At 67.1% G+C, this 13,426-nt stretch carries 7 protein-coding genes; all 7 read left to right on the forward strand.

Annotated elements, in window-relative coordinates:
• The first annotated feature begins 12 nt into the window (after positions 1-12).
• The 7 genes from glmU (at position 13) to J2X01_RS02870 (ending at position 13,377) form a co-directional block, all read left to right on the forward strand.
• Positions 13-1,503, forward strand: a complete 1,491-nt coding sequence (gene glmU, locus J2X01_RS02840) for a bifunctional UDP-N-acetylglucosamine diphosphorylase/glucosamine-1-phosphate N-acetyltransferase GlmU (RefSeq protein WP_310050408.1) — start codon at positions 13-15, stop codon at positions 1,501-1,503.
• 5 nt (positions 1,504-1,508) lie between these two features.
• A complete protein-coding gene (locus tag J2X01_RS02845; RefSeq protein ID WP_310050409.1) occupies positions 1,509-2,489 on the forward strand; it encodes a ribose-phosphate diphosphokinase in 981 nt (326 codons plus the stop codon).
• A 274-nt stretch (positions 2,490-2,763) separates the two neighbouring features.
• The gene (locus J2X01_RS02850) at positions 2,764-3,366 is read left to right on the forward strand and encodes a 50S ribosomal protein L25/general stress protein Ctc (RefSeq protein ID WP_310050410.1); all 603 of its coding nucleotides are present in this window, start codon (positions 2,764-2,766) and stop codon (positions 3,364-3,366) included.
• A 115-nt stretch (positions 3,367-3,481) separates the two neighbouring features.
• Positions 3,482-4,069 (forward strand): aminoacyl-tRNA hydrolase, encoded by a 588-nt coding sequence (gene pth / locus J2X01_RS02855; RefSeq protein WP_310050411.1) that lies wholly within the window; start codon positions 3,482-3,484, stop codon positions 4,067-4,069.
• Positions 4,070-4,259: 190 nt separating this feature from the next.
• On the forward strand, positions 4,260-6,995 hold the full coding sequence (locus J2X01_RS02860) for a helix-turn-helix transcriptional regulator (protein ID WP_310050413.1): 2,736 nt from the start codon (positions 4,260-4,262) through the stop codon (positions 6,993-6,995).
• Complete coding sequence (locus tag J2X01_RS02865) at positions 6,973-9,696, forward strand: LuxR C-terminal-related transcriptional regulator (protein WP_310050414.1); 2,724 nt, start codon at positions 6,973-6,975, stop codon at positions 9,694-9,696. The genes J2X01_RS02860 and J2X01_RS02865 overlap by 23 nt, the downstream gene beginning before the upstream one ends.
• A 936-nt stretch (positions 9,697-10,632) precedes the next feature.
• Positions 10,633-13,377 carry a helix-turn-helix transcriptional regulator gene (locus tag J2X01_RS02870; protein ID WP_310050415.1) on the forward strand — a complete coding sequence of 915 codons (2,745 nt, stop codon included), beginning with the start codon at positions 10,633-10,635 and terminating at the stop codon, positions 13,375-13,377.
• Positions 13,378-13,426: the final 49 nt, after the last annotated feature.

Genomic DNA, 13,426 nt, shown 5'->3' on the forward strand with positions numbered 1-13,426 from the left:
GAGAGCCCGTACGTGAGCCCCGAGAAGACCGGCCCAGCTGCCGTCATCGTCCTAGCTGCGGGTGCCGGTACCCGGATGAAATCCCGTACCCCGAAAATCCTCCACGAGATCGGCGGCCGGTCCCTCGTCGGGCACGCCCTGCACGCGGCCCGCACGATCCGGCCGCAGGAACTGGCGCTCGTCGTCCGGCACGAACGCGACCTCGTGGCCGACCACATCGCCGCCGTCGACCCTGACGCCCTGATCGTCGACCAGGACGACATCCCCGGAACCGGCCGCGCCGTCGAAGCGGCCCTCGACGCGCTGGACGCGCGCCACCCCCGGGCGCTGCTCAGCGGAACCGTCGTCGTCACCTACGGCGACGTGCCCCTGCTCACCGGAGAACTGCTCGCCGAACTCGTTGCCAGCCACGAGGCCGGGCGCAACGCCGTGACCGTCCTGACCGCCGTCCTGGACGATGCCACCGGCTACGGCCGCATCCTCCGGGCTGCGGACGGATCCGTCACCGGCATCCGGGAGCACAAGGACGCCACGGACACCGAACGCGAGATCCGCGAGATCAACTCCGGCATCTACGCGTTCGACGCCGCAGTGCTCCGCGACGCGCTGGCCCACGTCACGACCGACAACGCCCAGGGCGAGAAATACCTCACCGACGTCCTGGGCCTGGCCCGTGCCGCCGGCGGCCGGGTCGCCGCCGTCGTCACGGAAGACCGCTGGCAGGTCGAAGGCGCCAATGACAGGGTCCAGCTCTCGGCCCTTGGCGCCGAACTCAACCGGCGCACCGTCGAGGCCTGGATGCGCGCCGGTGTCACCGTCGTCGACCCGGCCACCACCTGGATCGACGCCACCGTGACCCTCGAGACGGACGTGCGGCTGCTGCCCAACATCCAGCTGCACGGCACCACCACGGTGGCGCGGGACGCCGTCGTCGGCCCCGACACGACCCTCAGCGATGTCCTGGTCGGGGAAGGCGCCAAGGTCGTCCGAACGCACGGTTCCGGCGCCGTGATCGGTGCCAAGGCGAGCGTCGGCCCGTTTACCTACCTGCGCCCCGGCACCGTCCTCGGCGAGACCGGCAAGATCGGCGCCTTCTACGAGACCAAGAACGTCACCATCGGCCGCGGCTCCAAACTGTCCCACCTCGGCTACGCCGGCGACGCCGAGATCGGCGAAGACACGAACATCGGCTGCGGAAACATCACCGCGAACTACGACGGCGAGAAGAAGCACCGCACGGTCATCGGTTCCGGCGTGCGCACCGGCTCCAACACCGTCTTCGTGGCTCCCGTCCAGGTCGGCGACGGCGCCTACAGCGGCGCCGGTGCGGTGATCCGCCGCGACGTGCCGCCCGGTGCCCTCGTACTGTCCCTGGCCAAGCAGCAGAACTCCGAGGGCTGGGTCCTCACGAACCGGCCCGACTCGATTTCCGCGTCCCTCGCCCAGGCGTCCGGCGCCACCATAACTTCCTCCAGTACTCCGGCATCGACAGAAGAGGGCTAGCAAAAATGAGCGAAATTACGGCACACGGCGAGAAGAAGCTGGTGCTTGCCGCTGGGCGCGCGCATCCTGAGCTGGCGAGGGAAATCGCCAAGGAGCTCGGAACCGAGCTGCTGCCCCTGGATGCCTACGACTTCGCCAACGGCGAGATCTACGTCCGGGCCGGTGAGAGTGTGCGGGGCACCGATGCCTTCGTCATCCAGGCGCACCCCGCCCCGCTGAACAACTGGCTGATGGAACAGCTGATCATGATCGATTCGCTCAAGCGGGCCTCCGCCAAGCGCATCACCGTGGTGTCCCCGTTCTACCCCTACGCCCGGCAGGACAAAAAGGGCCGCGGCCGCGAGCCCATCTCCGCGCGGCTGATCGCCGATCTGTACAAGACCGCCGGTGCCGACCGCATCATGAGTGTGGACCTGCACACCTCGCAGATCCAGGGCTTCTTCGACGGCCCCGTGGACCACCTGATGGCCATCCCGCTGCTCGCGGACTACATCCGCACCCGCGTCGGGTCGGACAACGTCACGGTCGTCTCGCCGGACACCGGCCGGGTCCGCGTCGCCGAACAGTGGGCCGAGCGCCTCGGCGGTGCGCCGCTGGCTTTCGTGCACAAGAGCCGCGACCTGACCGTCCCGAACCAGGCCATCTCCAAGACGGTTGTCGGCCAGGTCGAAGGCCGCACCTGCGTCCTGATCGACGACATGATTGACACCGGCGGGACCATTTCCGGCGCCGTCCAGGTGCTCAAGAACGCCGGCGCCAAGGATGTCATCATCGCCGCAACGCACGCCGTCTTCTCCGACCCCGCGGCCCGGCGGCTGTCCGAGTCCGGCGCCCGCGAGGTCGTCGTCACGAACACCCTGCCGATCGACGTCAGCAAGCGCTTCCCGCAGCTCACCGTGCTGTCCATCGCACCGCTGATCGCCCGCGCCATCCACGAAGTGTTCGACGACGGCTCGGTCACCAGCCTGTTCGACGGCAACGCCTGACACCCCGGGCTAAGCCCACTCCAGCGTCCGCCAGCGCGGGACCGTTTTCATGAAACCGGCCCCGCACTGGTACCGTTGAACCGAAACCTTGGCGAGGGAGAGCGCCGGTAATCCGTATTAATGAAAAATTAATCGGTCACCGGACTGCTGGTCTCCGTTATCGACTGGGTCTGAATCTCCCTTCGGAAGGGTGGCCTCACGGCCACCCGGCGTTGAAGGTCGCAAACAGACCTCCGCCCTTGCTGAACACCCGCTATTCCACGAGGAGATACCCATGGCTGAGCAGAAGCTCGCAGCAGAAGTACGCACCGAATTCGGCAAGGGCTTTGCCCGCCGGGCCCGCATGGAAGGCCTCATCCCGGCCGTCATCTACGGCCACGGCGCCGAGCCGATGCACATCACCCTTCCGGCCAAGTCCACCACCCTGGCAGTCCGCGTTGCCAACGCCCTCCTGACCCTGGACATCAACGGCGAACAGCACCTCGCCCTGGTCAAGGACATCCAGCGCAACCCGATCAAGCAGATCATCGAGCACCTCGACCTCCTGACCGTCCGCCTGGGCGAGAAGGTCACCGTGGACGTTCCCGTGCACCTGACCGGTGAGCTCGCCCCGGGCAACGTGTACAACCAGGAAATGACCACCGTCTCCCTTGAGGCCGAGGCTACCCACCTGCCGACCGCCATCGAGGTCAGCATCGAGGGCCGCACCGCCGGCGAGCACATCCACGCTTCCGACCTGGTCCTGCCGGGCGGCTCCGTCCTGCTGGCCGACGCCGAGGCCCTCGTCGTGCACATCTCCGAGGCCACCGAGGTCTCCGAGGAAGAAGCATCCGCCGAGACCACCGAAGGTTCGTCGGTGTCAACCGAAACTGCGTAATTCCGGCAAATCCTCCGGCGGCCGGGTCCCTCAGGGGCCCGGCCGCCGTCGTCTCCGCCGCCTTGCGCCCGCCCCCTCAGCCCGCAACCGGCCCGCCTTAGCGAAAGACTGATCCATGACTGACACCTGGCTGATCGTAGGCCTTGGCAACCCGGGGGCCGAGTACGCCCACAACCGGCACAACGTCGGACAGATGGTCCTCGACGAACTCGCTTCGAGGATCGGCAGCGGCTTTAAGTCCCACAAGTCCCGGGCCCAGGTCCTCGAAGGCCGGTTCGGCATCGGCGGACCACGGGTGGTGCTCGCCAAGCCGCTGAGCTACATGAACGTGTCCGGCGGTCCGGTTTCGGCCCTGGCCAGGTTTTATGACGTCGAGCCCGGTCACGTCATCGCCGTGCACGACGAAATCGATATCCCCTTTAATACGGTGAAGCTGAAGTTCGGCGGCGGCGAAGGGGGCCACAACGGGCTGCGGGATATCTCCAAGGCCTTCGCCACCAAGGACTACCTGCGGGTGCGGGTCGGTGTGGGCCGCCCGCCGGGCCGGATGGACACCGCAGACTTCGTGCTGAAGGACTTTTCCGGCCCGGAGAAGAAGGAACTGCCCTTCCTGATCGACACCGCGGCCGACGCCGTCGAAGCCCTGGTCCGGGTCGGACTGCTTGCGGCCCAGCAGGAGTTCCACCCTGCAAAGGCACCCTAGGCGGAATGCCCCCGCCGCATCCACTACGGCCCGCTGCGTGACGCGCCGACGCCCCGCCCGCGAATTGCTTTCCATGCTTCCTGAAATGCGGATATGATCGCTCTACTCTCATGTCGGGGGATAGGGATACGCTACTTCTAGGCGGACGGTCTCGGTTTTGCTGTCCGCAAAGCGGTACGAAGGAAACTAGATGTCGAGGGATTCGCTGGGCTGGGGGAATGTTTCCACTACATTGGCACCCGCCGAAGAAGAACCTGCAACCGGTCCGCTGGACCGGCACAGGTGGTCAGGTCTCGCGCGCAATGCCGACGCCGACCGGGTCCGTAGCGCCCTGCTCGCGGAGGACCGTATGGGCGTGGTCATCACCGGTGACCGCGGCGTGGGAAAAACCCAGGTAGGACGCACTGCGATCGCGGGCTTCGGACCCGATGTCTACACCCTTCAGCTCCGCAGCGCGGGACCGGGCTCGGCGACCCCCTACGGGTGCCTCGCATTCACGCTCGCCCGCCTGCCGCAAAGCTCCCTTGGCTCGCCCACGGCCATCCTGCACGGCATCACGTCCCTGATCCGTGACGACGCCGCCGGACGCCAGTGCGTCATCCTGCTGGACAACGCCGGTGCCCTGGACGAACTGAGCACCGGCGTCCTGCTCAATCTGCTGCAGACCCGGACCGCACGCCTCGTCGCCACTGCCCAGCGCACAACCGACCTGCCGCCGGACTTCTACTGGCTCATCACCTCCGGGCAGCTCGCCGAGGTCCGGCTCGCCAACCTCACGGAGGTCGAAACGCTCGAGGTGCTCAAAGCAGCGCTCGGGCACCGGGTTTCCAGCGCGCTCGCGAGCCAGTTGCACCAGCTCGTCGGTGGCAGCCCCACCCTGCTGCAGGCCGTTGTCTCGGAGCAGATCGAACGCGGCAACCTGGTTCTGTCCGGATCCGTCTGGACCCTGGTGGATGAGGTGGTCCTTGACGGGCGTACCGCGCTGGAAGACATCGTCCGGGCACGTTATGCCCGGGAGACACCGGTGGCCCGGGAGCTCATCGAGGTACTGTCCTGCGCCCGGACCCTGCCACTGGCCCGGCTCGCACGGATGTATAGCCCCGGAGTCATTGCGGACATGGAGGACGCGGGCCAGATCGTCGTCGACCGGACCGACCGGCACCGCGTGTCGCTCGGTGACCGCTATCTGGGCGACATCGTCCGCGGCTGGCTCAGCGTGGAGCGCCGTCTGGAGCTGCGGGACAAGGTGCCGGGGCACCAGCAGGACGAATTGAATGAGCTGACTGTGGAGGACCTGCTGGCCTACGCAGCCTGGACCCACGACTGCGACGCCCCGCTGGCTCCCGCCCACGCCGTTGCCGCCGCCGGCGCCGCCGTCAAACTCTTCGACCCGAAGTTTGCGCTCAAATGCGCCAGCAGCCTGACCCCGAAGGACCCGGAATGGACCGAGGGGCAGCTGCAAAAGTCAGCAGCGTACCTTCAGCTCGGGCTGCCGCTGCAGGCCATGGCCGCCCTGGACGATGTCTCCGAGGCCCAGCTGAGCACCCTTGGAGCGGAGGCATACGCGGAACTGATCGCCGCGAAAGCGGACTGCATGTCGTGGCTGGAGGACCGGACCGGCCAAGTACCCGAGCTGATCCGGCAGGCCCGGCTGCGGCTCCAGGCCCGGGCTGGGACGGCGCCGTCGCAAGAGCTGACCCGGGCCGGTCTGTGCCTGGATCTCTGCGAATTCAACTATCTCTCCTTCATCGGCGACTATGAGCCGATGATGGACCGGCTCAGGGCCGCGGCGTCACCCGACGCCGAGGAGAACAACCCCATCCACCGGCTCCGGTCCGGGATCATCCTGATGGAAGCCCTCTGCATGACGGGCAAGGAAATCGACGCCCGAAAGCTGATGCGCGACATCGGCGGTCAGCTGGGGGAGTGGTCCAACGTTCCGCGGATCCGCGAAAACTTCGCCTGGCGATCCTTCAACGTGCTGTTGCTGTCCGGACAGTGGCGCCAGAGCATCGACATGCTCAAGGACGCCAGCGGCCGGGCCGGCCACGGGCTGCATTCCGGCAGCGCACCCACGGATCTGGCCGTTGGGCTCGCGTACGTCTACGCGGGCCGCGGCTACATGGCCCTCGACCCGCTTCTGGCCGCGATCGCGCAGCTCGAAGTCCGGGCAAGCCTGCACTCGTTGCGGCAGGCCTACGCAGCCACTGCTTTCGCCTACGCCCAGACCGGCAACTCCGTTCAGGCCACCGTCTACCTGGACCGGGCGCGGTCAGCGGACGGCCCGGCCCGGTTCATGGTCCGAAGCTCCGCGGACTTCTGCATGGACATGGCCTCGCGCTGGCTGGGTGATCCGGAGGCGAAAGACCGGCTGGTGCGCTCCGCCGAGGAACATTACCGGGCCGGCCGGTACACCCTGGCCGGTATCTTCATGTTCGGCGCCACGGTCAACGGCACAACCAAGGACTTCCAGTTCCTGGAGGACGTCGCCGGGTTGCGGCAGGGGCCGCTGGCGGAGCTGTCGCGGACCGTTGCTGTGGGCAGCCGCAAGAAGGATGCCGCGATCATGCTGGAGGCAGCCGCCCAGTCCGCGGCCATGGAACTCGACGCGGTCCAGGCCAGATGCGCTGCCCTCGCCTTTGACTTCGCCAAAGCCGCGGGGCTGAGCGGAAAGGCCAGTGCCGCCCACGCCATCCTTGAGAGCCTCTCGGATGCGGTACCGGCCCTGCCGATCATGCCCAGGAACAAGGGGCCGCTGCTCACAGACAGGGAGCGGCAGATAGCCACCCTCGCCGGCAATGGTGTCTCGAACAAGGACATTGCCCTGGCCATCGGCATCTCGGTGAGAACGGTGGAAGGGCACCTCTACCAGGTGTTTACCAAGCTGGGAGTTTCTTCGCGAAGTGATCTGCTTGGACTCATCTAGGAAACGCGCAGCCGCACCTGACGCAGGAGAGGGATCCACACCCCTGGTCGGACGACTGGAGGACCTGCGGTCGGCGGTGGAGGCCATCCAGGGGGGAACCCACGTCGCGGTCCTGCTGCTCGGGGACAGCGGGATCGGCAAATCCACGCTGCTGGACGCCGTGGTGGCCGAACTGGAGTCAGCGGTCACGCCCGTCCGGATCCACGGCAGCCCGTCGCTGGCCAATGTTCCGTACGGCGTGCTGGGTCCCTTTATTGTCGGGCTGCCCGTGCAGGAGGCCACCTCCCAGCTGGCGGTACTCAGGACCCTCTGGTCCCGGCTGGAGGAAGAGCGGCGCGCCTCGCAGAAGCCCCTGCTGCTCATCGTGGACGACGCCCACGACCTGGATGAGTCGACCGCCGGGATCCTGGTGGAACTCGCTGCCGCGGGTTGGGCAAAACTGCTCGTGGCTTCGGCGACCCGGCCAGGATTACCGGAGCCACTGCTGCAGTTGTGGTTTGAAGGCATCGCGGAACGCCTTGACCTCCGCCCACTGACGCAGCAGCAGACGGCCGAGATTCTGGAACGCACGCTGGGATCGCAGATCCTGCCGAACGTCGCCGAGATCCTCTGGGAAGCTTCAGAGGGCAACCCCCTGCTGCTCAACGGGCTGATCGACGACGCGAAGAACGACGGCTCGCTGCTGCAGCGCAACGGGGTGTGGCTGCTCGCGCGCACCCTCAACAGCCACGGGGACCGCCTCAAGGACGTTGTGCGGCGGCAGTTGCTCCGGCGCTCGCCTGACGAACGCCAGGCCCTGAACCTGATCGCCTTGGCCGAGCCGGTGTCACGGGAACTCATCGAGGCAACGGTGGGCGTGGTCCCGGTGGCTGCGCTGATCGAACACGAGTTGATCCGGGTGACGCCGGCGCCGCACCCGCAACTGCGGCTGTGGCATTCGATCTACGCGGACACCCTGCGCAACCTGATTTCGCCGGCGCGCAGCCTCCAGCTCCGGCAGAGCCTCCTGCGGCTCATGGACAGCGAGCCGACGTCGGCGGAGGGCCTGCTGCGCCAGGTGAGCTGGTCATTGGAATGTGGGGCAGAGGTCGACGACCGGCAGCTGCTGCGGGCAGCCGTCCTGGCCAGCCGCCTCTATGAGGATGAGCTGGCGCGTAAGGCCGCTGCCCTGGTCAAGGACCCTGAACTGCAGGTGGCGGCACGGTCCGTGACGGCACGGACCTACTTCAATACCTCGGACTATGCGGCCGCCCGGGACATTCTGGAGGCCGACTTCGCCAAAGGCCGCAGCGTTGCTGTCCTCCTCACCGGAACACTGATGTGGGCGGCGGTGCAGGCGGCCCTCGGCAATACGCCGACTGACATCATGGACCGCGCTGGTGCCCTCCTGGCGGCCGGGGAGCGGCTGGCCAGGGAAAACCCGGAGGAGGCCGGGGAAATCCTTGCGGCCGTCAGGGAGCGGTATGCCACCATGCACGCCATGGTGTTCGCGCTGGCCGGCGAGTATCCGGACGGTGCCGGCACGGATCCCGCAGTACAGGCCGGCCCGCCAGACCCGCCGGCCAACCCCCTTGAGGCGGCGTTCAGGCTGGCCCTGGAATCGGAACGCCTGCTGGTGCAGGGCAAAGCGGTGCAGTCGTTCGCAGCGGCGTCCCAGGCCCTGGAAACCGCAGGGACCGGACACGACGACCTCTATTACCTTGCGGAATTCCTTGTGGCCCGGGCGGCTGCGGCCGTGATCCATGGTGGTGACTGGCACGCGGCCGATGTGCTCCTGGCCGAAATAGCGGCCGGGCCGGGACCAATCCTGATCTCCTTTGGCGGCGGAGTCCACGCCGCGCACGGCATCATCCTGCTGTATCAGGGAAAGGCCGCCCAGGCGCTGAACACCCTCAGCGCCGCTCTGGAGTCCCTGCGGCTCGCGGATCCCCAGCAGCTCTTCGCGCTGACGGCCTCGATGGCCTTCGCCGCCGCCGCCGAAGTCGGTGCCAAGGACGCCGCCGCGGCGTTCCTGGCCGACTACGATGCAGCCCCGCGGGCGGTGTCACGCTATTTGCGGATCATTTCACAGATGGCAGTCATCTACGGGAAAGCCCGCTTGGGCAGCTACCCCGGTGCCATCGGCGAGCTCCGGGCGCTGGGCCGTCCCCTTGGCGATGGTTCCACCCCCGGTCTGGAGTTTGACTCCCTGGCCTTCTGCCTCGCTCTGGGGGACCGGAATGCCGCTTCCCGGTTGCTGGAACTGGAGGAAGGGCTGGAGGGACCCAGGGCCGCCGCGATCTGTCGCTACGCGGCGGCGATCAGCACCGACCTGCCCGCGGACCATCTGGAAGCGGGCAAGAGTTGCGAAGAAGCCGAGCTCTGGGGCTTCGCGGCTCTTGCCTATGATGCCGCCGCGAACGGATACCGGTCTGCCGGGGACACCCTGCGCGAACGGATGGCAATGTCGCAGCGGAAGCGGTGCCTGGACCGGGCGGACAGCGTTGACGGCCAGGAACATGAGGCCGAGAGCGACGCCCTTGGTCTGCTGACACGCCGGGAGCGCGACATCGTGGCGCTGGCCGTGCGGGGCCTCAGCGACCGCCAGATTGCCGCTGAACTGCAGGTATCCATCCGTACGGTCGAGGGCCATTTATACCGCAGCTACGCCAAGCTCAACGTCAAAGGCCGGGACCAGCTGCCCGGAGTGTCCCCCTCCTAGTGGGCGGCCTTGCTGACCTCCGCTGCGCAGCGCATCCCCGGCACGCTGCGGGATCCACGGCACATCCCGGCCCCGGTGTGCGTAGCCAGTGGGGGCCTGCAAGTAGGCGTGGGGGCGGCCGGGTACGGGCACCGCGTAGCCGGACTGCGCCAGCGTCGGAGGCCCGCCGCAGGGGCAAGTACCCTCGATCAGCATTTCGTTCGTTACCCGTTCCGAATTCGAGTACGGACTACCGGTGCGCCATTGCCGTCCGGTTCGCTAGATTGTAGTCAGCACCAGGAACCACCCGACAAAGGATCTTGAACGTGGAGCCATCAACGCGGATGCGGCACAGCCCTTCCGATGAAGCTGCCAGGATCCCCGGCGTGGGGAACGATGGTCCGCCCGGGTGCAATAGATACTAATCACAGTCCGAAAATGGTCTCCCTAAATGGTTCCCGCCGAGGCGTGAACCCCCTTGACGGAGCCGACGGCGTCGGAACCTTCTGAGACCGAGGTTCCTCCCCCCAGCCGCCGTCGGCTCCCTAAGTTTCAGCGGTCCCAGTCCTGGCTCGGCCGCCCGCAGGCCGGGCGGCCGTGCCAAGACTGTGCCGGCAACCGGAAGGCATCATCGGGCCGGGACGCGGACCCTCCCGGGCGCGGACCCCACCGGACGTGGACCCCACCGGACGTGGACCCTCCCGGACGTGGGGCGCAGATGCGGAGCAGACCGTCCCGCCGGCGGAAAGTAGAGCTTCCTGCCGCCGGTCCCGGCGCGACGATTCCCACTACTTGGTTTGGGAAACCCCCGCGGCCGCCAGATTCTGAGTACACCTACGTAGCCCAGGGCCCACTACTGCGATCGTAATCGAGTAGCACATACGCATCCCGAAAATTCCCGCTTTCCATATGTTGGACCTATCGGTAGTCAATACTTTGATTGCGAAGGTCTCTCTCATGTTTCAGCAAGAAGCCGGCCTGCCTGCGGGCAGCGGCAGAACAGATGTGATTTCAGCCACCCAGCATCCGGGGAAGGGGTGGCACGAGAAGCAGTACACGCGGCACCAGACAGTCGACGACGTTGTGGCGGCCCTGACCTCGGGCTCGGGCTGCGGGGCGGTGATTGTGGGGGAACACGGAGCCGGAAAGTCCTTTATTGCCCAGCGTGCCCTTGAACAGCTCGGTGATGATTTCCTGGTTGTACAGGTCCGGGGCAGCTCCATTTCCTCGAAGCTGCCGTACGGCGCCCTCAGCGTCCTTCTTAACGAACTCGATGCCTCCCACCTTGAGCACCCGCTGATGGTGCTGCGGGGGCTGACCCAGTTGCTGCACACCCGCGCCCAGGGCCGCAGCGTCGTACTTTTCGTCGATAACGCCCACGATCTGGACGAACTTTCCACCATGATGGTTGCCCAGCTCTGTGCGGGAGGCCACGTCCTGCTGCTCGCCGCGTGCGTTGACCTGCCCAATCTGGGCAGCGACATCATGGGTCTCTGGAAGGACGACCTGCTGCGCCGGGTGGACCTTGGCCCGTTCGATTTCAGCGAGACGGCGGACAGCCTGGCCCAGGAATACGGCGGTCACTTCTCCCACACTGCGGCGCGCGCCCTCTGGAATGCCAGCGGCGGCAACGCGCTCTTCCTGCACTCGTTGGCACGGGAGCAGATCAAGCTGGGGACAATCGTCCGCCACGAGGATTCCTGGGTTTTGGGGGACCGCCCGGTGGCGCTGGCCGGTGAGATCCGGGATGTGCTGAAGGCACGCCTCAACCGGCTTAGCCCGGGCCAGCGCGATGTGTTTGAACTGCTGTCGCTCGCCGGAGCCTTGCCTCTGCAGACGCTGATGAACGTGTCCAAGGCGCAGGACATCGATACCCTCCAGGAGCGGGCGCTCATCCGCGTCAGCCATGAACATCCACCCATGGTGAGCATCGCCAACCCGGTCACCGCGGGAATCGTCGCCAGCGTCGTTCCGCCCGGCCGCAGTGCGGAGCTCCGCCGTCGGCTGGGCGCCGTGCTCCAGGACCTGGACCTGGACGAATACGCGGGTTCCACGGCGGTCGCCTGGGCACTGGACTGCGGCGAAGAGGTGGATCCACGGCTGGCCCTGGCAGCGGCGCGCCTCGCGAACAAGGCCTCCGACCCGCACTCCGCCCTGAGGTTCACCCGGGAAATAGCCGGACGGGAGAAGCTGGCGGAAGTCGCCGTCGAAGCCGCCCGGGCGCATGTCTCGCTGCATAACGACGAAGCAGCCCGCCGCATTCTGACCGAAGTTGAACAGCAGGCCGGCGGCGGTCTGGCGCTGGATGAGTGGGCCTCGCTTCAGCTGCTGTGGGCGGAGCTGGACAGGCGTAGTCCCGCAGCGGCGGCTGGCGCCCTGGCCAGGCTGCAGGAAATCGAGCTGCGGCTCACGATGTCCGGAGACAACGGAGACACCCGGGCGGAGCCGGAGGCCGTGGCTGAGCGGGTGCGGCTGGCCTATGCCGAGCTGGCCGTGTTCGAAGGCCGGTACGGCGACGTCCTGCAAATGTTCCAGCATGCGGATTCCCTCGACCTGGGCAGCGAGGCCAAGATCATGGCGGCAAGTCTGCTGTGTGAGGCCAGGGCTGTCACGGGCGATGTCCTTGGCGCTGTAGGGCTGGGCCGACAGGTCCTTCTTGCCGCTGCCGCCCTGGATCTGTCCGACGGCTCGATCCGCGACATCAGGGGCCGGTTCCTGCTGCTCCTGCTGCTGTCGGCAAAGTTCCGGGAGGCCGCAGACTTCATTGCGGGCACCTCGGAGACCTGGGACGAGCAGGCCAGGCTGGGCGGCATGTTCGAGATCGGACAGGGGATCATCGACCTTCATCGCGGCCACCTCAGCCAGGCACTTGAGCGGTTGCAGGCCGCGGTCTGGCAGCTCAGCGTGCACGATCCGGATGCTGTCGCCGGCCTCGCCGCCGCAGCCTGCGCCTACGCCTTCGCACTCCAGGGTGATGAGGACAAAGCGGCGGCCCTGCTGATCGAAGTCGAAGAGCCGCTGCCCCGGGCACCGTGGCTGGTAAAACGGATCACGCGCTACTTCGAGCTGTCCGCCAAAGCGGAAATCGGCCAGAAGACCGAGGCCCTCCGCGCCCTGAAGCTCGAGGCCGACATCGACAGCGAAGCCTCCGCGCTTGCTACCGGACTCCAGTTCCTCTCGGCCGTGGCCCGGCTGGGCGACCGCCAGGCCAGCCAGAAGCTCAGCGATCTGGCAGGCCAGGTCACCGGGCACTTTGCCGGCCTGTGCGCACGGCTCGCCGGAGGGTTGAAGGACGCCGACAGTGAGGAACTGCTGGCAACCTCCAAGGACGCCGACGCGGCCGGACACGGGGTCTTCGCCAGGGACGTGACCAGAAAGGCCGTCAGCTGCGCCAACGATGCCGGAAACCGCATCTCCCTCAGGATGGCCCAGCGTACTCAGCAATCCCTGGAGGACCGGTTCGGGAACCCACGGAACGGCGTAATCTCGCTGCTTACCTCGACGCTGACAGCCCGGGAATCCGAGGTGGCGGTCAGGGCAGCAGCAGGTACCTCCAACCGGAAGATTGCCGATGAGATGCACGTGTCCGTCCGCACGGTTGAGGGACACCTGTACCAGGTGTATGCGAAACTCCACGTCGCGAGCAGGTCGGAACTCAAAGATGTCATCTCCGGACCAGTGGAACACGCCCGGCTCGGCTGACCGACCCGGCCCGCTGCTATCCTCCGGGGCAGCCCGCGGGCCGGCTTGC

Source organism: Arthrobacter ginsengisoli (assembly GCF_031456935.1).
In the GTDB taxonomy this organism is placed as follows: domain Bacteria; phylum Actinomycetota; class Actinomycetes; order Actinomycetales; family Micrococcaceae; genus Arthrobacter; species Arthrobacter ginsengisoli.

Coding starts and splice junctions, on each gene's coding strand:
- J2X01_RS02845 (WP_310050409.1), top strand. CDS start 1,509: ATGAGCGAAATTACGGCACACGGCGAGAAGAAGCTGGTGCTTGCCGCT.
- J2X01_RS02850 (WP_310050410.1), top strand. CDS start 2,764: ATGGCTGAGCAGAAGCTCGCAGCAGAAGTACGCACCGAATTCGGCAAG.
- pth (WP_310050411.1), top strand. CDS start 3,482: ATGACTGACACCTGGCTGATCGTAGGCCTTGGCAACCCGGGGGCCGAG.
- J2X01_RS02860 (WP_310050413.1), top strand. CDS start 4,260: ATGTCGAGGGATTCGCTGGGCTGGGGGAATGTTTCCACTACATTGGCA.
- J2X01_RS02870 (WP_310050415.1), top strand. CDS start 10,633: ATGTTTCAGCAAGAAGCCGGCCTGCCTGCGGGCAGCGGCAGAACAGAT.